This window comes from Arthrobacter sp. NEB 688, from assembly GCF_013201035.1.
Lineage (GTDB): Bacteria > Actinomycetota > Actinomycetes > Actinomycetales > Dermatophilaceae > Phycicoccus.
In genome coordinates this window covers 343,540-364,663 of record NZ_CP053707.1, presented here as the reverse complement: position 1 = coordinate 364,663, position 21,124 = coordinate 343,540, and the positions used below count along the sequence as shown (strand labels likewise).

At 74.2% G+C, this 21,124-nt stretch carries 21 protein-coding genes and 3 tRNA genes; 10 read left to right on the top strand and 14 right to left on the bottom strand.

The window, feature by feature from the left end; genetic code table 11:
* Positions 1 to 18: 18 nt before the first annotated feature.
* The 4 genes from HL663_RS01785 to HL663_RS01770 all read right to left on the bottom strand — a co-directional run bounded on the left by HL663_RS01785 (position 19) and on the right by HL663_RS01770 (position 3,278).
* The gene (locus HL663_RS01785; RefSeq protein WP_173026781.1) at positions 19 to 837 is read right to left on the bottom strand and encodes an ABC transporter permease; all 819 of its coding nucleotides are present in this window, start codon (positions 835 to 837) and stop codon (positions 19 to 21) included.
* Positions 834 to 1,793, bottom strand: coding sequence for an ATP-binding cassette domain-containing protein (locus HL663_RS01780; protein ID WP_173026780.1), 960 nt, complete (start codon positions 1,791 to 1,793; stop codon positions 834 to 836). The genes HL663_RS01785 and HL663_RS01780 overlap by 4 nt, the downstream gene beginning before the upstream one ends.
* A gap of 43 nt (positions 1,794 to 1,836) precedes the next feature.
* Positions 1,837 to 2,688, bottom strand: coding sequence for a DUF4097 family beta strand repeat-containing protein (locus HL663_RS01775; RefSeq protein ID WP_173026779.1), 852 nt, complete (start codon positions 2,686 to 2,688; stop codon positions 1,837 to 1,839).
* An 83-nt stretch (positions 2,689 to 2,771) separates the two neighbouring features.
* On the bottom strand, positions 2,772 to 3,278 hold the full coding sequence (locus HL663_RS01770; protein ID WP_173026778.1) for a hypothetical protein: 507 nt from the start codon (positions 3,276 to 3,278) through the stop codon (positions 2,772 to 2,774).
* 169 nt (positions 3,279 to 3,447) lie between these two features.
* Between HL663_RS01770 and HL663_RS01765 the strand changes: the two genes are divergently transcribed.
* Positions 3,448 to 4,305, top strand: coding sequence for an SDR family oxidoreductase (locus tag HL663_RS01765; RefSeq protein ID WP_173026777.1), 858 nt, complete (start codon positions 3,448 to 3,450; stop codon positions 4,303 to 4,305).
* A 72-nt stretch (positions 4,306 to 4,377) separates the two neighbouring features.
* On the opposite strand, the gene HL663_RS01760 is transcribed toward HL663_RS01765, so the two are convergent.
* From HL663_RS01760 to HL663_RS01730, 7 genes are all read right to left on the bottom strand, one after another.
* Positions 4,378 to 4,454: transfer RNA gene (locus HL663_RS01760), tRNA-Phe, on the bottom strand.
* 49 nt (positions 4,455 to 4,503) lie between these two features.
* Positions 4,504 to 4,577, bottom strand: a tRNA-Asp gene (locus HL663_RS01755).
* 18 nt (positions 4,578 to 4,595) lie between these two features.
* Positions 4,596 to 4,668: transfer RNA gene (locus HL663_RS01750), tRNA-Glu, on the bottom strand.
* A 121-nt stretch (positions 4,669 to 4,789) separates the two neighbouring features.
* Positions 4,790 to 5,206: a GntR family transcriptional regulator gene (locus tag HL663_RS01745; RefSeq protein ID WP_173026776.1), complete on the bottom strand. Its 417-nt coding sequence runs from the start codon at positions 5,204 to 5,206 to the stop codon at positions 4,790 to 4,792.
* A complete protein-coding gene (locus HL663_RS01740) occupies positions 5,203 to 6,258 on the bottom strand; it encodes a PHP domain-containing protein (protein ID WP_173026775.1) in 1,056 nt (351 codons plus the stop codon). The genes HL663_RS01745 and HL663_RS01740 overlap by 4 nt, the downstream gene beginning before the upstream one ends.
* Before the next feature lie 66 nt (positions 6,259 to 6,324).
* Positions 6,325 to 7,536 carry a cysteine desulfurase-like protein gene (locus HL663_RS01735; RefSeq protein WP_173026774.1) on the bottom strand — a complete coding sequence of 404 codons (1,212 nt, stop codon included), beginning with the start codon at positions 7,534 to 7,536 and terminating at the stop codon, positions 6,325 to 6,327.
* A gap of 95 nt (positions 7,537 to 7,631) precedes the next feature.
* Positions 7,632 to 9,068 carry a GuaB1 family IMP dehydrogenase-related protein gene (locus HL663_RS01730; protein ID WP_173026773.1) on the bottom strand — a complete coding sequence of 479 codons (1,437 nt, stop codon included), beginning with the start codon at positions 9,066 to 9,068 and terminating at the stop codon, positions 7,632 to 7,634.
* 51 nt (positions 9,069 to 9,119) lie between these two features.
* On the opposite strand from HL663_RS01730, the gene HL663_RS01725 reads away from it, so the two are divergent.
* Together HL663_RS01725 and HL663_RS01720 are read left to right on the top strand one after the other, a co-directional pair.
* Entirely contained in the window at positions 9,120 to 10,376 is a 1,257-nt protein-coding gene (locus HL663_RS01725; RefSeq protein ID WP_286175860.1) for a DUF445 domain-containing protein, read from the top strand.
* 34 nt (positions 10,377 to 10,410) lie between these two features.
* On the top strand, positions 10,411 to 10,839 hold the full coding sequence (locus HL663_RS01720; RefSeq protein ID WP_173026772.1) for a DUF2177 family protein: 429 nt from the start codon (positions 10,411 to 10,413) through the stop codon (positions 10,837 to 10,839).
* Positions 10,840 to 10,863: 24 nt separating this feature from the next.
* On the opposite strand, the gene HL663_RS01715 is transcribed toward HL663_RS01720, so the two are convergent.
* The 3 genes from HL663_RS01715 to HL663_RS01705 all read right to left on the bottom strand — a co-directional run bounded on the left by HL663_RS01715 (position 10,864) and on the right by HL663_RS01705 (position 14,035).
* Positions 10,864 to 11,658, bottom strand: a complete 795-nt coding sequence (locus tag HL663_RS01715) for a DUF1295 domain-containing protein (protein ID WP_173026771.1) — start codon at positions 11,656 to 11,658, stop codon at positions 10,864 to 10,866.
* Positions 11,658 to 12,956: an SAM-dependent methyltransferase gene (locus tag HL663_RS01710; RefSeq protein WP_286175859.1), complete on the bottom strand. Its 1,299-nt coding sequence runs from the start codon at positions 12,954 to 12,956 to the stop codon at positions 11,658 to 11,660. Before HL663_RS01710 ends, HL663_RS01715 begins: the two co-directional genes overlap by 1 nt.
* A 71-nt stretch (positions 12,957 to 13,027) precedes the next feature.
* Positions 13,028 to 14,035 (bottom strand): B12-binding domain-containing protein, encoded by a 1,008-nt coding sequence (locus tag HL663_RS01705; RefSeq protein WP_173026770.1) that lies wholly within the window; start codon positions 14,033 to 14,035, stop codon positions 13,028 to 13,030.
* Between the two features lie 101 nt (positions 14,036 to 14,136).
* Here HL663_RS01705 and HL663_RS01700 point away from each other — a divergent pair, with 101 nt between their 5' ends.
* From HL663_RS01700 to HL663_RS01670, 7 genes are read left to right on the top strand one after another with little or no spacing between them, the layout of a single operon-like run.
* Positions 14,137 to 15,417: an NAD(P)/FAD-dependent oxidoreductase gene (locus tag HL663_RS01700; RefSeq protein ID WP_173026769.1), complete on the top strand. Its 1,281-nt coding sequence runs from the start codon at positions 14,137 to 14,139 to the stop codon at positions 15,415 to 15,417.
* Between the two features lie 4 nt (positions 15,418 to 15,421).
* Positions 15,422 to 16,177, top strand: coding sequence for a DUF1365 domain-containing protein (locus HL663_RS01695; RefSeq protein ID WP_173026768.1), 756 nt, complete (start codon positions 15,422 to 15,424; stop codon positions 16,175 to 16,177).
* Positions 16,174 to 17,427, top strand: coding sequence for an SAM-dependent methyltransferase (locus HL663_RS01690; protein WP_173026767.1), 1,254 nt, complete (start codon positions 16,174 to 16,176; stop codon positions 17,425 to 17,427). Before HL663_RS01695 ends, HL663_RS01690 begins: the two co-directional genes overlap by 4 nt.
* Positions 17,424 to 17,855, top strand: a complete 432-nt coding sequence (locus tag HL663_RS01685; protein ID WP_173026766.1) for an SRPBCC family protein — start codon at positions 17,424 to 17,426, stop codon at positions 17,853 to 17,855. Before HL663_RS01690 ends, HL663_RS01685 begins: the two co-directional genes overlap by 4 nt.
* Positions 17,852 to 18,877, top strand: coding sequence for an NAD(P)H-binding protein (locus HL663_RS01680; protein WP_173026765.1), 1,026 nt, complete (start codon positions 17,852 to 17,854; stop codon positions 18,875 to 18,877). Before HL663_RS01685 ends, HL663_RS01680 begins: the two co-directional genes overlap by 4 nt.
* A gap of 5 nt (positions 18,878 to 18,882) precedes the next feature.
* Positions 18,883 to 19,617: a CPBP family intramembrane glutamic endopeptidase gene (locus HL663_RS01675; protein WP_173026764.1), complete on the top strand. Its 735-nt coding sequence runs from the start codon at positions 18,883 to 18,885 to the stop codon at positions 19,615 to 19,617.
* Positions 19,618 to 19,630: 13 nt separating this feature from the next.
* Positions 19,631 to 20,995: a cryptochrome/photolyase family protein gene (locus tag HL663_RS01670; protein ID WP_173026763.1), complete on the top strand. Its 1,365-nt coding sequence runs from the start codon at positions 19,631 to 19,633 to the stop codon at positions 20,993 to 20,995.
* Positions 20,996 to 21,124: the final 129 nt, after the last annotated feature.

Here is a 21,124-nt window from a genome sequence, read left to right as displayed (position 1 = left end):
CCGGCCCCGCCAGGTGCGTCAGGCCCGGCGCGGTCGGGCGTAGAGGCGGCGGGCGAGCCACCAGCCGACGACGGCCATGACGACGCACCAGCCGGCGGCGAGCCACGCGGTCCCGGTCGCCACCCCCGTCCCGAGGAGGAGCCCGCGCAGGGTGTCCATGACCGGGGTGAAGGGCTGGTGCTCGGCGAACCAGGCGAGGCCGGCGGGCATCGACCCGGTCGGGACGAACCCGCTGCCGAGGAAGGGCAGGAGCACGAGCGGCATCGGGTAGTTGCTCGCGCTCTCGACGGTGCGCGAGGCGAGCCCGAGAGCGACCGAGAGCCACGACACCGCGAGGGAGAGCGCGGCGAGGAGAGCGAGCACGAGCAGCCAGTCGGTGACCGAGGCGCGCGGCCGGAAGCCGACGGCGAGCCCCACGCCGGTCACGACGGCCATCGACCCCACCGACTGGATCGTGGCGGCCAGCACGTGCCCGGAGAGCACGGCCCCCGGGGAGATGGACAGCGTCCGGAACCGGTCGATGATGCCCTGGGTGGTGTCCATGGCCATCGTCGTCGACGTGCCCTGCGCGATGGACGCGACCGTCATGACGAGGATGCCCGGCAGGACGTAGTCGGCGTAGGCGCCCCGCCCACCGGCGACGGCCGGCCCGAGCCCCGCGCCGAGGGTGCCGCCGAAGACCAGGACGAACAGGACGAGCAGGACGACCGGCACGAGCAGGACGATGACCGTCAGCTCGGGGTAGCGGCGGGCGTGCCGCAGCTGGCGACCCAGCATGGTCATCGCGTCGGCGAACGGGCGCGAGCGGGTGGGGGCGGTGGGGACAGCGGTGGTCATCGCAGGGCCTCCTCGGCCGCGTCGTCGGGGGTGGGGCGGCCGGTGAGGGCCAGGAAGACGTCGTCGAGGTCGGGGGTGCGGATGGCGAGGTCGTCGACCCGGACGCCGGCCTCGTCGAGCCGGTCGAGGAGGGCGCGCAGGGCCGGGACGTCGCCCGAGCCGGGCACGTCGAGGGCCAGGGCGTCCGGGTCGGGCTCGCCCCCGACCGCCCGGCGGGCGGCGTCGAGCGCGTCGAGGTCGGCCACGCCCAGGCGCACGTGGCCGCCGGGGACGCGGCGCTTGAGCTCGGCCGGGGTGCCGGCCGCGACGACCCGCCCGCCGTCGAGCAGCGACACGTGGTCGGCCAGGCGGTCGGCCTCCTCGAGGTACTGCGTGGTCAGGACGACCGTCACGCGCTCGGTCACGAGCTCGCGCACGACGTCCCAGGTCGCCCGCCGGCTGCGGGGGTCCAGGCCCGTCGTCGGCTCGTCGAGGACGAGGACGCTCGGTCGCCCGACGAGCCCCATCGCGAGGTCGAGCCGGCGGCGCATCCCACCCGAGAAGGTCGAGGGCCGCTGGTCGGCGACGTCCTCGAGCCCGAAGCGCTCGAGGAGCTCGGCGCAGCGCCGGCGCACCTCCCCGGCGGGCAGGTGGTGCAGCCGCCCGACGAGGACGAGGTTCTCCCGGGCCGTCAGGAGGTCGTCGAGCGCGGCGAACTGCCCGGTGAGGCCGATGCAGGCGCGGACGAGCCGGGGCTCGCGCTCGACGTCGTGGCCGAGGACCGCCACGGTGCCGCCGTCCGGGGCGAGGAGGGTCGTGAGGATGTTGACCGTCGTCGTCTTGCCGGCGCCGTTGGGGCCGAGCAGGGCGTGGACGGTCCCGGGCGCGACGGTGAGGTCGACGCCGGCGAGGACGACGTGGTCCTCGAAGGACTTGCGCAGGCCGCGGATCTCGACGGCCGGGGTGCTGGTGCTCATCGTGGGTCCCTTCGCGGGGTCGGTCGGGTCGGGGGGAGGGGGGTCAGACGCGGCGCAGGACGACGTCGCCGTAGCCGGCGCGCACGCGCACCTCCACGCTCGGCTCGCCGTCGGCCGGCGGGGCGCTCGCCTCGAGGTCGCTGCGGACCGTGCCGTGCCGGGCCTCGACGTCGAGCCAGGCGGCGACGCCGTCGGCGACGCCGACCTCGACCCGCCCGTAGGCGCTGTCGATGCTCACGGCGCCGCCGTCCACCGCCGCGACCCGGACGTCGCCGGCCGATGCCTTGGCGGTGACGCCCCGCTGGGCCCGCTCGACGCGGACGTCGCCGGCGGTCGTCGAGAGGTGCAGTGGCCCGCGCCCCGTGCCGACGGTGACGTCACCGGCGGCCGTGCGTGCGCTCGTCTCGTCGCCGGCGTCGTCGATGCGGATGCTGCCCGCGGACGTCCGCAGCTCGAGCCGTCCCCGGGCGGTGCCCACGCGGACGTCGCCCATCGAGGTGCGGCCGCGGACGCCGGCGGCCCGCTCGATGGCGATGTCGCCCATCGAGGTGTCGACGTCGACCGCGCCGAGCATCCCGGTGGCACGGGTCTCGCCCCAGCCGCGCACCTCGAGAGCGGAGCCCTCGGGCAGCTCGACGACGACGTCGGCGCGGTCGCCCGTGCCGACCATCGCCCGCAGGCGGCCGGTCACGGAGCGGGGCGAGCGGACGACGACGCGGCCGTCCGTGTGCTCGACGACCACGGCCGCCGCGTGGTCGACGTCGCCCCGACGGTGCGGGTCGTGCGGGCGGACGTCGACCACGGTCTCGTCCGTGGCGGTGGCCCGGACGGTCAGGTCGAGGCCGGCGACGTCGACGTGCAGCGTGACGGGTCGTGGGGTGCTGAAGGTGGGCATGGCGGATCCTCCCGTGGCGGGTCGGGTTGCGGCGGTGGGGTTCTGGTGGGGCCGGGCGTGATGCCGCGGCTCGTGGGCGGGGGCTAGCGCACCCAGCCGGTGTGGCGCTGGCCGGTCGTGACCGACGGCGCCCGGTGGCTCGCCGACGGCGAGGAGGACGGGTCGGTGACCGCGGCGGCCACCGTGCGGACGAGCCAGGCGTTGACCGACATCCCGGCGGCGTCGGCGGCCTCCTCGACGCGGGGCTTCAGGCGCTCGGGCAGCCGGAGGCTGAGGCGGGCCGTGCCGCCGGCCTCGTCGTCCTCCGGCTCGGCGGCCGGCGGCGCGGGGGCCGGCACCGCGTCCGGGGTGGCCGGGGTGACGACGAGGTCGACGTCCCGTCCGCGCAGCCGCACGTCGACCGATCCGGGGGCCATCCGCTCGGTCACCTCGGCTGCCGCCTCGACGACGGCGTCGAGCAGGAGCATCCGGGCCGAGGGCTCGAGGCCACCGGCCAGCAGCTCGGCGAGCCCGGTCGCCTCGGGGCCGCCGGTGCGAGCCGTCGTGACGAGGTCCCGCTGGAGGCGGGCGACGTAGGGCGTGAGGTCCATGACGCCACTATGACACCATCGTGACGTCACTGGCAAGAGCATTGGCGCCGCAGTGACGTCACGAACGGGGTGCCGGACGTGTCCGGCCCGCTCGGTCAGCCGACGGCGACCGGGGGGGGGGTATCGGCGGGCCTCGCCGCCGGAGGTCCGGCGGGTCTACGCTCCGGCCATGTCGCGTCGTGAGGTCGCCCTGGTCACCGGTACGTCGAGCGGGATGGGGCTGGCGACCGCGGTCGGGCTGGCTCGCGCCGGCCGCACCGTCGTCGCGACCATGCGCGACACCGGGCGCGCGGACCGGCTGCGGGCGGCCGCCGACGAGGCGGGGGTCGAGCTCGACGTCCGGGCCCTCGACGTCACCGACGCCGGCGGTGCCCGCGCCGCCGTCGAGGGGGTGCTCGCCGACCACGGGGGCGTCGACGTCCTCGTCAACAACGCCGGACGCGGCGCCGTCGCGACCCTCGAGCAGCTGACCGACGCCCAGCTCCAGGAGCAGCTCGACGTCAACTACCTCGGCGTGGCCCGGATGACCCGCCTCGTGCTGCCCTCGATGCGCGCCGCCGGGCGCGGGCGCGTCGTCACGGTCACGAGCGTCGGCGGCGCGGTCGGCCAGCCGTTCGCCGACGCCTACTGCGCGGCGAAGTTCGCCGTCGAGGGGCTGATGCAGTCCCTCGCGCCCGTCGTCGCGCCGTTCGGCGTCACGGTGAGCATCGTCGAGCCCGGCGCGGTCGCGAGCGACTTCACGGGCAACGTCCACCGGGCCGACGGCGAGGGCGGCGGTGCGGCAGGGACCGGCGGCGAGGACCCCTACGCCGAGCTGCTGGCCGCCTACCTGCGCCGCACGGCGGGGGCCTTCGACGACGCGCAGACCTCCGCGTCGGCCGCGGAGGTCATCGTCGAGGCGGCGACGACGGACGCACCGCGCTTCCGCTGGCAGACGACCGAGCAGGCGTCGGCCTTCGTCGGCCTCTCGCTCGCCGACCTCGACGGCAGCCGGGTGCTCGGCGCGACGTCGACCTGGCTGGCCTGAGGCGGTCGGCCGGGACGGCCAAGGCCGGGGACGACAAGAGCCGCAGCCCGGCATGCGGACTGCGGCTCGTGGTGGTGGCCAGGGGCGGGGTCGAACCGCCGACCTTCCGATTTTCAGTCGGACGCTCGTACCAACTGAGCTACCTGGCCTGGACCTGCACGGAAGGGCCGGACGTATCCGGCCCCTCTCGTGAAGGAGCGACCCCGACGGGACTCGAACCCGCGACCTCCGCCGTGACAGGGCGGCGCGCTAACCAACTGCGCTACGGGGCCTTGGCTGGTGCAAGACCGTATCCCCAACGGGATTCGAACCCGTGCTACCGCCGTGAAAGGGCGGGGTCCTGGGCCGCTAGACGATGGGGACCCGACCTTCGTCGGACCCTCTCCGTCGCACAACCCGGGATCGGATCCGTCGAGGACTCCGAAAGCATAGGGGAGATTCTCGGGACCACCAAAACGGGGTCCGGGGACACGATCGGGGGGCCTCAGCGGCGGTGTCCGAGGGCGTCCCGCACGAGCGCCAGAGCCGCCTCGTCGGTGAGTCCTGCTGTCCTCGCCGCGCGGGCGAAGTCGGCTGCGGCGAGCCGCATCCCGGGGTCCCCGCCGACGACTCCGGTGCTCGGGGCGCCGCCGGCACCGGGGGCCACGACGGTGCCGAGCCGGCCGCGCGTGACGACGAGCCCCGCGGCCTCGAGCTCCTTGTAGGCGCGGGCGACGGTGTTGGCGGCGAGGCCGAGCTCCTCGGCGAGGCCGCGGACGGTGGGCAGTCGGGTGCCCTCGGCCAGCCGCCCGTCACCGACCGCCTCGGCCAGCTGGGTCCGCACCTGGTCGAACGGCGGTCGCGCGCCCTCGTGCTCGACGCGCAGGACGCCGCCGAGCGCGGTGGTGACGCGCCCGCTCACCGCCCGGCCCCCGTCCACTCCAGGACCCGCTCGACGTCCCACGTCGTGACGACGCGGTCGGCCGGCACCCCGAGGCGCTCGGCCCGCTCGCACCCGTACGCCTTCATGTCGAGCTGCCCCGGCGCGTGCGCGTCGGAGTCGATGCTGAACAGGCAGCCGATCTCGAGCGCGAGGGTCACGAGCTCGTCCGGCGGGTCGCAGCGCTCCGGCCGGCTGTTGATCTCGACGGCGGTGCCGTGCTCGGCGCAGGCCTCGAAGACCGCCCGCGCGTCGAACTCGGACTGCGGCCGGGTGCCGCGCGAGCCGGTGACGAGCCGCCCCGTGCAGTGCCCCAGCACGTTGACCCGGGGGTTCGACACCGCCGCCACCATCCGCCGCGTCATCGGGTCGTGGTTCATCCGCAGCTTGCTGTGGACCGACGCGGTGACGAGGTCGAGGCGGCCGAGCATCTCGTCGGTCTGGTCGAGCGAGCCGTCGTCGAGGATGTCGACCTCGATGCCCTTGAGCAGCGTGAACTGCCCTGCGAGCGAACGGTTCACGCCGTCGACGATCTTCAGCTGCTGGCGCAGCCGCTCGACGGTGAGCCCGTTGGCGACACGCAGCTGCGGGCTGTGGTCGGTCAGCACCATCCACTCGTGGCCGAGCTCGACGCCGGTCAGCACCATCTCGTCGATGGGGGAGCCCCCGTCGCTCCAGTCGGAGTGCAGGTGGCAGTCGCCGCGGAGCAGCCCGTAGAGCTCGTCGCCGCCCTCGACGAGCGGGCCGCCGGACTTCTCCTGGAGCGACGCCAGGTACGACGGCACCTCGCCCGCGACGGCCTCCGCGATGACGCCCGCCGTCGACTTCCCGATTCCGTCGAGCTCCTGCAGCGTTCCGGCGGAGGCGCGTTCGCGCAGCTCGTCGTCGTCCAGCGTGCGCACCCGCTTCACCGCGTTGCGGAACGCCTCGACCCGGTAGGTGCCGGCGCGGGTGCGCTCGAGCAGGAAGGCGATGCGGCGCAGCGCGTCGACGGGGTCGACGGGAGCCTCCAGCGGCTCGAGCAGGGCGACCATGCCGTCGATGCTGTCACAGCCGCCGGAGCGGCGGACGGGACGCGACGGCCCCGTCCGCCCGTGGCGTCAGCAGACGTCGTCGAGCGCGCCGAGCAGCCGCTCGACGTCCTCGCGGTTCGTGTACGGCGCGAGGCCGACCCGCACGCCGCCCGCGTCGCCGAGCCCGAGGTGCCGGCTGCACTCCAGCGCGTAGAAGCTGCCCGCGGGGGCGTTGACGCCGTGGCTGGCCAGGGTGCGGCGGACGTCCTGGGGGTCGCGGCCGGTGACCGTGAAGAGCAGGGTCGGGGTGCGCCGGGCGGCGTTCGAGCGCACCTGCACACCGCGACGGCCGCGCAGCGCCGGCTCCAGCCGGCCGAGCAGCCCCTCCTCGTGCTTCTCGAGGGCGGCCATCGACGTGAGCAGCCGGGCCCGACGGTTCTCCGGGGTCACGGGGGTGTCGAGGTCGTCCAGCCCCGCGAGGAAGTCGACGGCCGCCGTCGCGCCGGCGAGCAGCTCGTAGGGGAGGGTGCCGAGCTCGAAGCGCTCGGGCACCTCGTCGCTCGAGGGCAGCAGCTTGTCCGGGTGCAGCGTCTCGAGGAGCGCCGGGTCGGCCGCGAGGACGCCGCAGTGGGGGCCGAGGAACTTGTACGGCGAGCAGGTCCAGACGTCGGCGCCGAGGGCGGCGACGTCGACCGGGACGTGGGCCGTGGCGTGCACGCCGTCGACCCAGTGCAAGGCGCCGACCGCGTGCGCGGCCGCCGAGATCGCGGCGGTGTCGGGGCGGGTGCCGATGAGGTTGCCGGCCGCGGTGGTCGCGACGAGGCGGGTGCGCTCGCTGAGCACGGCCTCGACGGCGGACGTCGGCAGCTCGCCGGACTCCGGGTCGAAGTCGGCCCAGCGCACGGTCGCGCCGACCGACTCGGCGACCTGGACCCACGGGCGGATGTTGGAGTCGTGGTCCAGGCGCGTCACGACGACCTCGTCGCCGGGCCCCCAGGTCTTGGCCATCGCCCGGGCCAGGTCGTAGGTCAGCGTCGTCGCGCTGCGGCCGTGGACGATGCCGCGCGGGTCGGCGCCGAGGAGGTCGGCCATCGCCTGCCGGTAGGCGAGGACGACGGCGTCGGCCCGGCGTTCGGACGAGGTGATGGTGCCGCGGTTGGAGATCGCCGAGGTGAGCGTGTCGGCGACGGCCCGGCCGACCACGTCCGGCACCTGGCTGCCGCCGGGGCCGTCGAAGTGGGCCGCTCCCTCGGTGAGGGAGGGGAAGTGGGACCGGATCCGCTCGACGTCGTAGGCCATGCCGTCATTTTCGCCCATGGGCGAGGCCGCGTGGTGCGCACCCTCCCGACCGGTGGCCGGGTGTCCGAGGGATGGGCGCGCGCCACCGCGCCGGCTCACCAGGACGTGTGCAGCGGCCGTCCCTCGGCGAAACCGGCGGTGCTCTGGATGCCGACCGTCGCCCGCTCGTGGAACTCCTCGAGCGAGCGCGCGCCGGCGTACGTGCACGAGCTGCGCAGCCCCGCGACGATCTGGTCGATGACGTCCTCGACGCTCGGGCGCGCGGGGTCGACGTACATCCGCGCGCTGCTGATGCCCTCCTCGAAGAGGGCCTTGCGGGCACGGTCGTAGGCGCTGTCGGTCGCCGTGCGGTTGCGCACGGCGCGGGCGGAGGCCATCCCGAAGGACTCCTTGTACTGGCGGCCCTGCTCGTCGGTGTAGAGGTCGCCGGGGGACTCCAGCGTCCCGGCGAACCACGAGCCGACCATGACGTTGGAGGCGCCGGCGGCCAGCGCGAGCGCGACGTCGCGGGGGTGGCGGACGCCGCCGTCGGCCCAGACGTGCCTCCCGAGCTCGCGGGCGGCCGCGGCGCACTCGAGCACCGCGGAGAACTGGGGTCGGCCGACGGCGGTCATCATCCGCGTCGTGCACATCGCGCCGGGGCCGACGCCGACCTTGACGATGTCGGCGCCCGCCTCGATGAGGTCGCGGGTGCCCTGCGCCGAGACGACGTTGCCCGCGACGATCGGCACCCCGAGGTCGAGGGCGCGCACCTGTCGCAGCACCTCGACCATCTTCTCCTGGTGGCCGTGCGCGGTGTCGATGACGAGGACGTCGGCGCCGGAAGCCGCCAGGGCCCGGGCCCGCTCGGCGACGTCGCCGTTGATGCCGACCGCCGCGGCGATGCGCAGGCGGCCCGAGGCGTCGACGGCGGGGGAGTACAGGTGCGCGCGCAGCGCCCCGGCGCGGGTCAGCAGGCCGACGAGGGTGCCGTCGGGGGCGATGACCGGCGCGAGACGGCGGCGGGCGTGCGAGAGGACGTCGAAGGCCTTCTCGACGTCGACCCCGTCGTCGAGGGTCACCATCTCGCGGACCATGACGTCGGCGAGCTGCGTGAAGCGGTCGACGCCGGTCAGGTCGGTCTCGCTGACGATGCCGACCGGCCGGTCGCCCTCGACGACGACGGCCGCGCCGTGGGCGCGCTTGTGCAGGAGGACGAGCGCCTCGCCGGCGGTCGTCGTCGGCGCGAGGCTGATCGGGGTGTCGTAGACGAGGTGGCGCGACTTCTGCCACGCGATGACCTCGTCGACGACCTCGACCGGGATGTCCTGCGGGATGACGGTCAGCGCGCCGCGGCGGGCGGTCGTCTCGGCCATCCGCCGGCCGGCGATCGCGGTCATGTTGGCGACGACGAGCGGGATCGTCGTGCCGGTGCCGTCGGTGCTGCTCAGGTCGACGTCGAGCCGGCTGGTGACCGCCGAGCGGTTGGGCACCATGAAGACGTCGTCGTAGGTGAGGTCGAGCTGGGGCTGGAGGCCGTTGAGGAACTGCACGGGTCCAGCGTAGGTGCGTCGGCGGCCCGGCCATGGGGCAGGATCGGGCGGGTGAGCCTCATGGCGGACACCCCGGCCGACGCCCGGCGACGCACGGCCCTGCGCCGGATGCGGCTGCTGGCGCTCTCGCTGCTGCTCCTGGCGGCGGTCGTCTTCCTCGCGACCCTGCGGCTGGACCACTCGGGCGCCTGGGGCTACGTCAACACCGCGGCCGAGGCGGCGATGGTCGGCGCGCTCGCCGACTGGTTCGCGGTGACGGCCCTGTTCCGGCACCCGCTCGGGCTGCCGGTGCCGCACACGGCGATCATCCCGCGGCGCAAGAACGAGATCGGGCGCAACCTCCAGGAGTTCGTCACCGAGAACTTCCTCACCGTCGAGATCGCCCGCGAGCGCCTCGCCGCGGCCGACGTCACCGGCCGGGTCGGACGCTGGCTCGGGGTGGGGCGCAACCGCCGTCGGGTCCTCACCGAGGTCGTCCGGGTGGCCCGCGCCGGTCTCGGGCGCCTCACCGACGACGAGGTGCGCTCGCTCGTGGCCGACGTCCTCGTCCCGCGCCTGGTCCGCGAGCCGGTCAGCCCCATCGCCGGGGCGCTGCTCGAGGGCGTCGTCGAGGAGAGCACCCACCACGGCCTCGTCGACCTCGCGCTCGAGCAGCTGCACGACTGGCTGCGCGAGAACCCCGGCACCTACGCCGACGTCCTCGGCACCAAGGCGCCGTGGTGGACCCCGCCGTGGCTCGACGACCGCGTCATCACGTGGACCTACGACCAGGTGCTCGCGTGGCTGCGCGAGATCCGCCGCGACCCGCGCCACCCGGCCCGGCTCGCGCTCGACGACCTCCTGCGCCGGCTCGCCCACGACCTCCAGCACGACGCCGAGGTGATGGCCCGCGCCGAGTCGCTCAAGGAGCGCCTCCTGACCCACCCGCAGGCCGCCGAGACCGCCGTCGGGCTGTGGCGCTCGTTCCGCACCTCGCTCGAGACGGCCATGGACGACGAGGCCTCGTACTTCCACACCCGCGGCGACGAGCTGCTCGAGCACCTCGGGGCCCGGCTCGAGCACGACCCGGAGTGGAAGGCCGTCGCCGACGCCCGTCTCGGCGAGGCCGTCTCGTTCGTCGTCTCCACCTACGGCCAGGAGCTCGCCGAGGTCATCTCGGTCACCGTCGAGCGCTGGGACGCCCGCGAGGCCTCCGAGCGCATCGAGCTGCACGTCGGCCGCGACCTGCAGTTCATCCGGATCAACGGCACCGTCGTCGGCGCCCTCGCCGGCCTCGTCATCCACGCGGTCGCGCAGCTGCTCGGATGACCCCGGCCGCCGCCCGGCTGGGATGCTGGGGGGCATGACCGCCGAGGCCACCACCCCGCCGACCCGCCTGCTGCTCACCGCCGCCGCGCTCAGCGCGCTCGTCTTCGCGGTGCTCGACGCCGTGTGGCTGACGACCGGCTCGGGGACGCTCTACGACGACCGGATCGGCCACCTGCTCGCCGAGCGGCCGAACATGGCCGCGGCGGTCGCCTTCTACGTCGTCTACCTGCTCGGGTTCGTCCACTTCGTCGTCCGGCCGGCGCTCGCCGCGGGCTCGGTGCGGCGGGGCGTGCGGGACGCGGCGGCGTTCGGCGCGGTCACCTACGCGACCTTCGACCTCACCTCGATGGCCGTCTTCCGCGACTTCCCCCTCGTCGTCGTCCTCGTCGACATCGCGTGGGGGACCCTCCTGTGCACCGTGACGGCCGCGGTCGCGCTCGCCGTCACCCTGCGCCGCCGCTGAGCCGCGGCGGCGCAGGGCCGGGGCTCAGCGCTTCTTCGGCGGCAGCGGGAAGAACATGCTCGTGCGCTGCTGGTACTCGGGGTAGCCGGGCCGCTTGGCCATCTCGGACTCCAGCAGGCGAGCGCCCGTCGCGAAGGCGAGGAAGTACGTCATGACCACCGGCGAGAGCACGGTGAGGACGCCCGGCCAGGCCTCGGCGGCGACGACCCACATGCCCCACCACACGGCGGAGTCGCCGAAGTAGTTCGGGTGGCGGGTCCAGCCCCACAGGCCCCGGTCCATGACCTTGCCCTTGTTCGCGGGGTCGGCCTTGAACGCCTTGAGCTGGGCGTCGCCGACCGACTCGAAGGTCACCCCGACGAGCCACACGACCACGCCGAGGGCCGCGACCCAGCCGAGGGCCGAGTCCGTCGCCGCGGCGACCTGCAGCGGCAGCGACACGAACCACGCGGCGGCGCCCTGGGTGCCGAAGACCTTGACCAGGGCGGTGCGGAACCGCTTCTCCTCGGGCACGCCCGACAGCATCTTCGCGTAGCGCGGGTCCTCGCCCTGGCCGAGCGCCCGACCGCGGATGTGCCACGCGAGCCGGCCGCCCCAGAGGGTGACGAGCACGGCGAGCAGCAGCGAGCGGGTCGAGTGCTGGCCGGCCAGGTACGCGACCCAGCCGATGGCGACGAAGACCAGGCCCCACGTGACGTCGACGACCGAGTACCGGCCCACCCGCCTGGACCACACCGCGGTCACGGTCATGGCGAGGAGCGAGGTGAGGGCGGACGCGACGAGGACGACGCCGAGCGTGCCTCCGGAGAAGCCGTCCATCAGCGGGCCGGGTCCGAGACGACGGCCGGGCCGCCGGTGCGACGGAGCAGCAGCTGGTCGACGCCCATCCGGTTGTCGCGGAACGCCTGCGCGCCCCCGACGAGGTAGAGGCGCCAGACCCGCGCGCCCTCCTCGCCGATGAGCTCGACGGCGCGGTCCCAGTTCTCCTCGAGGGTGCGGTGCCAGGCCTCGACGGTCCACACGTAGTGCTCGCGCAGCGCGTGCACGCCGCGGACCTCGAAGCCGGCGTCCTGGAGGAAGGTCAGGGTGTCGCCGACCGGGCGCATCGTCATGTCCGGGGCGATGAACTGCTCGATGAACGGGCCGCCGCCGGGGTGGTGCCCGCGGAAGCGCGACATCTGCTGCACGAGGACGTAGCCGCCGGGTCGGACGTTGCGGTGGAGCACCTCGGCGTAGGTGTCGTAGTTCTTCTCGCCGACGTGCTCGCCCATCTCGAGGGAGGCGACGGCGTCGTACGGGCCGTCGTGGACCTCGCGGTAGTCCTGGAGCCGGATCTGCACCCGGTCCTGCAGGCCGCGCTCGCGGATGCGGGCGTCGATGAACGCCTTCTGCTCGGCGGCGATGGTGACGCCGGTGACGTGCGCCCCGAAGTGCTCGGCCGCGTAGAGCGAGAGCGAGCCCCAGCCGCAGCCGACGTCCAGGAAGCGCATGCCCTCCTGGAGGCCGACCTTGCGGCAGACGAGGTCGAGCTTGGCGGCCTGCGCGTCCTCGAGGCGCATCTGCGGGCCGTCGGCGTAGAACGCGGACGAGTACGCCATGTGCGGGTCGAGGAGGAACTCGTAGAACTCGTTGGAGAGGTCGTAGTGGTGGCTGATCGAGGCGCGGTCGCGGGCCAGCGAGTGCAGCCGCCCCTTGATGACGGCCTGCGTCGCCGGCGGGGCCGGCGGGCGGGCGAGGGCGCCGGTGTCACGGGCCAGGCGCACGAGGTCGGGGAGCATCCGCGCGACCCGGGCCGGGGTGAGCGGCGGGATGTTGCGCGCGGCCACGGTCTCGCGGACGAGGTCGAGGGCGTCACCGATGTCGCCGTGGACCTCGATCTCGCCCGTGACGTAGGCCTGGGCGGCGCCGAGCTCGCCCGGGTGCCAGAGGAGGCGGGTCAGGGCCTGCGGCGAGCGCAGCTCGACGAGCATCGCGCCCTCGGGGCCGGCCTCCGAGCCGTCCCAGGCCCGCAGGCGGACCGGCAGCGGCCCGGCGAGGAGGGGGCGCAGGGCGGCCTCGATGCGCGGGGCGAGGCCCTGCGTCGGGGTGCTCGTCGTGCTCCGGTCGGTCAGCGTCACGGGGGCTCCTGGGGTGAGGGGGGTAGGGGAAGGCCGGGCGCTGGTGGCAGCGCCCGGCCTGTCGGAAGTGGTCACGACCGGCGTTCGGAGTCCGTCCGCGCGGCGGATGCCTCGTGCCGCGCACCCTGCTCCTGCGACTGCTCCTGCGCCAGGGCCCGGCGGCGCTCGCGCGCCGCGGCGGTCAGCTCGGTGACGTCACCGACGAGGTCGGGGCCGAGGTGGTGGGCCTTGATCTCGTCGAGGACGCGCGGCGTCGTGCCGCGGCCGGCGAGCCACACGGGGTGGCGCTCGGCGAGCCGGCGCAGCGCCGGGGCGTGCGCCCGGAAGCCGGAGGGCCGGCGGCTGGCCAGGACGACGGCGTCGGGCTGGGTGAGGTCGGCGGCCGAGGCCAGCGACGCGATGGGGGTGTCGGGGCCGAGGTAGCGGATGCGCCACCCGGCCCGGCCGAGGAGCACCCCGAAGCTGAGGAGGATGATGTCGTGGAACTCGCCCGGGGGGCACGCGAGCACGGCCACCGGGCCGGTGCCGATGCCCCAGGTGAGCGACAGGGCGCCCAGGCGCCGCCGCACGAGGCTGGAGGCGAAGTGCTCCTGGGCGATGCCGATGCGCCCGAGCTCCCACATCTCGCCCACGCGGACGAAGAAGGGGACGAGGACGTCGACGATCGCGCTCTCGACGGAGCGGTCGAGGAAGGCGGTGTCGAGGACGGCGTGCGCCCGGTCCTCGTCGAGCGCGGTGACCGCGTCGAGCAGCTGGGTCACCAGCAGCGGCGGGTCGGTGCGCATCGGGTCCAGGCCCTGGCCCTCAGGCGCGAGCTCTCCATGCTCGTCGGCGGAGGCGACGCCCGTCGCCGCGTTGCCCGCGCGCTCGGCGGCCAGCACCTGCCGGCACGCCTCCATCGCGCTGACGCCCTGTTCACGCAGGGCCAGGACGTCGCGGACACGCCGCTCGTCGTCGGCCCCGTAGAGGCGGTAACCGCCACTGCTCCGCACCGGGGTCAACAACCCGTAGCGGGACTCCCACGCACGCAGCACGTGGGTGCTGACCCCCACCTTGGTGGCCAGCTCTCCAATCCGCATCGATGGCGGAACCGAACGCCTCACGTCACCCACGGTAGGTGCTCGGCAGAGATTTGACAAACCTTTGACGACATTCGACGAAAGGTTCTACGGTCGTGCCCATGCCCACCCATCCCACGGCGAGCCCCGACGCTCGCCGGCGCATCGCCGTGGTCGGCGCCGGAGTCTCCGGCCTGACGGCGGCACACGTCCTCTCGACCACCCACGACGTCACGCTGTACGAGGGCGAGGACCGCCTCGGCGGCCACGCGCACACCCACACCGTGCCCACCGACGGCGGCGACGTCCGGGTCGACAGCGGCTTCATCGTCCACAACGACCGCACCTACCCGCACCTGCGCCGCCTCTTCCGCGAGCTCGGCGTCGAGGCTCGTGACACCGAGATGTCGATGAGCATCCGCGACGCCTCGAGCGGCCTCGAGTACGCCGGCGGCCGCGGGGTCAAGGGCTTCGTCGCCCGCCCGCGCCAGCTCCTCGACCGCGAGTACGTCGGGATGCTCCGCTCCGTCAAGCGCTTCCACGCCGTCGCCTCCCGCTTCCTGGACGAGACCGACGACGAGGACACGACGACCTACGGCGAGTTCATCCGCGACCACGGCTTCCCCGAGCCCTTCGTCCGGCTCTACGCCATCCCGGTCGTCGCGTGCGTCTGGTCCAGCGGCGGCGGCGACGCCCTCGACTACCCCGCGCGCTACCTCTTCCGGTTCCTCCAGCACCACGGGATGCTCTCCGTCGGCGACTCCCCGCAGTGGATGACCGTCGTCGGCGGCTCGCGCACCTACGTCGACCTCCTCGCGGCGCGGCTGCCCGCCGTCCACGTGGGCGACCCGGTGACGTCCGTGTCCCGCACCCCCGACGGCGTCGAGATCCGCACGGCCGGTGGGCGGCTGGACCGTCACGACCAGGTCGTCGTCGCGACCCACGCCGACGACGCGCTGCGGCTGCTCGCCGACGCGACGCCCACGGAGAAGGAGGTTCTCGGGGCATTCCGTTACTCCCGCAACAAGACCGTCCTGCACCGCGACGGCTCGCTCATGCCGCGCGCCCGCCTGGCCCGCTCGTCGTGGAACTACCTCGTCGGCGACCCGGCCCAGGGCGCCGTCGTCACCTACTGGATGAACAAGCTCATGGGCATCCCGGACAGCGAGCCCTTCTACGTCACGCTGAACGCCACCGAGCGCATCGACCCCGGTAGCGTCGTCGCCACCATGGAGTACACCCACCCCCTCTACGACGTGGCGGCCGTCCGCGCGCAGCGACGCCTGCCCGAGATCACCACGGCCCGCACGGCGTTCGCCGGCGCGTACCAGGGCTGGGGCTTCCACGAGGACGGCTGCCGGTCGGGGGTGGAGGCGGCGCGCGCCTTCGGGGTCGAGTGGTGACCCGGTGACCTCGACCGCCGACCTCCCCGTCCTCCCCGCGCTCGTCGTGGGTCGGGTGCACCACACCCGGCACCGGCCGGTGCGGCACTCCTTCACGCACCGGCACACCCAGTGGCTCGTCGACCTCGACGCCATGCCGCGGGTCCCGCGCCCGCTGCGGCCGTTCGCGACCTTCCGTGCCGAGGACCACCTCGCGGGCAACCCCGGCATCCCCGCCCTCAAGGCCAACGTCCTGCGCGTCCTCGAGCGCGACGGGGTCACGACCTCGTCCCGCGACCGGGTCGTCATGCTGTCGCACGCCCGCGTGCTCGGGCACGTCTTCGACCCGATGTCGGCCTTCTGGGTCTTCGCGCCGGACGGCTCGCTGCGGGCGGTGCTCGTCGAGGTGCACAACACCTACGGCGGCCGGCACGCGTACGTCCTGCGCCCGGACGACGGTGGCCGTGCGGCGATGGACAAGGACTTCTACGTCTCGCCCTTCAACGACGTCGAGGGCGAGTACGCCATCCGCCTCACCCTGACCCCCGACACGGTGGGCGTCGCCATCCGGCTGCGCACCCGCGACGAACCACTCGTCACCGCGACCGTCACCGGACGCCCCCGCGCGGCCACCACCGCGCAGGTCGCCCGCACGGCCCTGCGGTACCCGCTCATGCCCCAACGGGTCACGGCGCTCATCCGCGTCCACGGCATCTGGCTGTGGCTGCGGCGGCTGCCCGTCCGACCCCGCCCCGAGAACTCTTTGGAGACCGTCCGATGACCGCAGAGACCCCCCGCCTCGAGCTCGCCGCCCCCGCGCTGCGCTTCCCCCACGTCCTGACCCGGGGCGCGGTCGCCAAGGCCATCACCGAGATCGCCGTCAAGCCGATGCCGGTGCGGATGCGCTACCCCGACGGCACCGTCGTCGGCGCAGGCGGCCCCGACTCGCCGGTGCTCGAGGTCGTCCGCCCGCGGGCGATGTTCCGCCGGCTCGAGGCGCACCCGAAGATCGGTCTCGGCGAGGCCTACATGGCCGGCGACTGGCGCGTCGCCGACGGCACGGACCTCGCGCGGGCGCTCGCCCCGTTCGCGGCCCGGATGGGCGAGCTCGTGCCCAAGCCGCTGCTCTCCCTGCGCGGCCTCGTCGACCGCGCCATCCCCCGGGCGCAGCGCAACACGCTCGAGGGCTCGCGCAGCAACATCAGCGCGCACTACGACCTCTCGAACGACCTCTTCGCGGCCTTCCTCGACCCGTCGATGTCCTACAGCTCGGCGCTGTTCGACCCCACCCGCCCGGTCGCCGAGCAGGACCTCCATGAGGCGCAGGTGCGCAAGGTCGAGGCCATCCTCGACGCCGCCGACGTCCGCGAGGGCTCGCGCGTGCTCGAGATCGGCACCGGCTGGGGCGAGCTGTCCATCCGGGCCGCGGCGCGCGGCGCCACCGTCACCTCCGTCACCCTCTCGGCCGAGCAGCGCGACCTCGCGATGCGCCGCATCGCCGACGCCGGGTACTCCGACCGGGTGCAGGTGCTCCTCCAGGACTACCGCGAGACGACCGGCGAGTACGACGCGATCGTCAGCGTCGAGATGATCGAGGCCGTGGGGGAGGAGTACTGGGAGACCTACTTCCGCCAGATCGACGCGCTCCTCGCGCCCGGCGGCGTCGTCGCCGTCCAGGCCATCCTCATGGAGCACCACCGGCTGCTCGCCACGAAGGGCTCCTTCGGCTGGATCCAGAAGTACATCTTCCCGGGCGGCCTCATCCCCTCCCTGCAGGCGATCCGCGACGTGACGCGTGAGTCGACCACCCTGCGGGTAGAGAGGGTGCACGGCTTCGGCGCCGACTACGCCGAGACGCTGCGTCGCTGGCGCGAGAGCTTCAACGCGCAGTGGCCGGACATCCAGCGCAACGGCTTCGACGAGACCTTCCGCCGGATGTGGGAGTTCTACCTCGCGTACTGCGAGGCGGGCTTCGCCACCGGCTACCTCGACGTGGCCCAGATCCGTTTCTCGAGAAGGGACACCGCATGACCACGACGGTGGAACGCACCATCACGACGACCGCCCCGGCAGCCGACGTGCTCCCCTACCTGGCCGACTTCCGCAACGCGACCGAGTGGGACGCGGGCACCGTCTCGTGCGAGCGGGTCAGCGGCGACGGCGGCGTCGGCACGAAGTACAAGAACGTGTCGAAGTTCGCCGGCAACACCGTCGAGCTCGAGTACACGACCGAGGAGCTCGGTGAGGACCACGTCGTCATCGTCGGGCGCAACGACGCCGCGACGAGCCACGACACGATCACCGTGCGCCCGCACGGCACGGGGTCCGAGGTCACCTACAAGGCCGAGTTCGACTTCAGCGGGATCGTCGCGCTGGTCGGCCCGCTCATGACCCCGCTCCTCGAGCGGCTGGGCGACAAGACGGCCGCCCAGCTCAAGGACGTGCTGGACCGCCGGTGAGCCCCTCCAGCGGCACCGGCCGCCGAGCCCTCGTCACGGGCGTCACCGGCTACATCGGCTCCCGCCTCGTCCCGGCCCTGCTCGAGCAGGGCTGGACGGTGCGGGTGCTGACCCGTGACGCGTCCAAGCTCGACCAGCGCCTCTGGCGCGAGCGGGCCGAGGTCGTCGAGGGCGACGCGACCTCGCGCGCGACGCTCGCGGAGGCGCTGGCCGACGTCGACGTCGCCTACTACCTCCTGCACTCGATGGACGGCGCCGGCAACTTCGTCGAGCGCGACCGCGAGATGGCCCGCGCCTTCGGGCTCGCCGCCTACGAGGCCGAGGTCGGGCGCCTGGTCTACCTCTCCGGGCTGCACCCGGACCACGGGCCGCTCAGCGACCACCTCGCCTCCCGCGTCGAGGTCGGCGACCTCCTCATGGCGAGCGGGGTGCCGACCGCCGTCCTCCAGGCCGCGATCATCCTCGGCTCCGGGTCGGCGTCCTTCGAGATGCTGCGCCACCTCACCTCGCGGCTGCCCGTGATGGTCGCCCCGAAGTGGCTCGACAACAAGATCCAGCCGATCGCCGTGCGCGACGTCCTGCACTACCTCGTCGGCGCCGCCGACCTGCCGCCCGAGGTCAACCGCACGTTCGACATCGGCGGCCCCGAGGTGCTGACCTACCGCGAGATGATCACCCGCTTCGCGAGGCTGGGGGGCATGCTGCCGCGCACCGTCCTCACCGTGCCGGTGCTGACGCCGCGGCTGGCCAGCCAGTGGGTCGGCTTCGTCACCCCGGTGCCCACCGGGGTCGCCAAGCCGCTCGTCGAGAGCCTCCTGCACGAGGTCGTCTGCGGGGAGCACGACGTCGACGACCTCGTCGGCCCGCCCCCGCACGGCGCGCTGGGGTTCGACCGCGCCGTCACCGACGCCATCGCCGGCGACGACGCGAACCCGCGCCCAGAGCCCGGCACCGTCGACCCCGCCCGGGTCACCGCGGCCGACCCCTCGTGGGCCGGGGGTGGCAGCGGGTCGTCGGGCTGAGTCCGGTGGCCACCTCCGTCAAGCCGGTCGCCGAGCTGCGCGCCTTCGTCCGCGCCGCGCTCGTCGACCCCGTCCCGCGCGACCACACCGAGACCGACCGGGCCTTCCGGCGGCGCCGGGTCGTCGCGGTCGTCACCCTGCTCGTCGGGGCGGCGATCCTCGCCTACGCGCTGCGCATCGAGCCCGGCGACCCGACGTTCTACGTCGCGACGCTGGCCCTCGCGCTCGTGTGGGCCGTCGGCGCGTTCGTGTCCGGGCCGCTGCACCTGGGCCGGGCCCACTCCCGCACCGGGCGCACCGACAGCCGGCCGGTCGTCCAGTCGCTCGCGCTCGGGGGGCTGCTGCTTGCCGTGTTCCTCCTCGGGTCGGTCGTCGTCGCGCAGATCCCGTTCCTGCGCGACCCGGTCCAGCAGCTGCTCGACCACGCGCGCTACGGGTCCCTGTGGGTCGTCGCGGTCATCACCGTCGTCAACGGCGTCGCCGAGGAGCTCTACTTCCGCGGCGCCCTCTACGCCGGGGTCGGCCGCAAGCACGCGGTGGCGGTGACCACGGTCGTCTACGCCCTCGTCACGGCGACCTCGGCCATCCCGCTGCTCGTCTTCGCGGCGGCGGTCGTCGGTGTCGTGGTCGGGCTCCAGCGCCGCGTCACCGGGGGCATCCTCGGCCCGATCGTCACGCACCTCACCTGGTCCCTCGGGATGCTCTTCCTCCTGCCCCCCGTCCTCGACCGCCTCTCCTGAACAGGGCCCCACGATGACCTCCGTCCTCTGGCTGCGCCGCGACCTGCGCCGCCGCGACCACCCGGCGCTGCTCGCGGCCCGTGACGCGGCGGGGGAGGGCGACCTCGTCGTCGCGTTCGTCGTCGACCCGCGCTTCTGGGACCGCGGCGGGCCGGTCCGCCGGGCCTGGCTGGCCGCGACCCTGCGCGACCTCGACGAGACGCTCGACGGGTCGCTGACGCTGCTGCACGGCGACCCGCGGCAGGTCGTCCCCGCCCTCGCGCAGCGCGTCGGGGCATCCAGCGTGCACGTCTCGCGCGAGACCAACCCCGGTGGTGTCCGGCGCGACGACGCCGTCCGCGACGCCCTCGGCGAGGGGGTCGAGTGGGTCGAGACCGGCACCCCGTACGCGGTCGGGCCGGGGCTGGTGACGAACGGCTCCGGCGACCCCTACAAGGTCTTCACGCCCTTCTCGAAGGCGTGGCGCGCCCACGGCTGGCCGGAGCCCGCCCCGACGCCGCGCACGCTGTCGCTGCGCCACGCCCGCAACGACGCCGACGCCACCGCGGCCCTCGACGCCGCCCTCTCCGCGCCCGACCTGCCCGAGCTGCCGCCGGTGGGCGAGGAGGCCGCGCTGCGCCGCTTCCGCACCTTCCGCGACGACGCGCTGGCGGACTACGACGACGACCGCGACCGCCCGGCGCTTGACGGCACCTCCCGGATGTCGCCCTACCTCAAGCTCGGTGTCGTGCACCCGCGCACGCTGCTCGCCGAGCTGGCCGACCGCACCGGGACGGGGGTCGAGACCTACCGCGACGAGCTCGCGTGGCGCGAGTTCTACGCGGACGTGCTCTTCCAGAACCCCGCGAGCGCGTGGTCCGACCTGCGCCCCGCCCTCTCGGGGATGCGCTACGACGACGCCGAGGACGCCGTCGAGGCCTGGCGCCGCGGCGAGACCGGCTACCCCGTCGTCGACGCCGGGATGCGCCAGCTGCTCGCCGAGGGCTGGATGCACAACCGGGTCCGGATGATCACCGCCAGCTTCCTCACCAAGGACCTCCACGTGTGGTGGCCGGTCGGGGCGCGCCACTTCCTCGACCACCTCTGCGACGGCGACCTCGCGTCGAACAACCACGGCTGGCAGTGGGTCGCCGGCACCGGCACCGACGCCTCGCCCTACTTCCGCGTCTTCAACCCGGTGACCCAGGGCGAGAAGTTCGACCCGTCCGGCGACTACGTCCGGCGCTGGGTGCCCGAGCTGCGCCACCTGACCGGCAAGGCCGCGCACCAGCCGTGGAACCACGACGACGGGTACGCGCACGGCTACCCCGAGCGCATCGTCGACCACGCCGAGGAGCGCCGCGAGGCGCTCGAGCGGTACTCGGCCGTCCGCGGCTGACCTGCGCCGATGCGGGGCCGCGTGTCGAACGTTCACCGATTTCCGCACACGGACTTGGGGAAAAGATCGGCCCGCCGGTAGCCTTGGGCGTGACGAGGGGAGTACTTCCCAAGTCCGTCACCGGTCAGT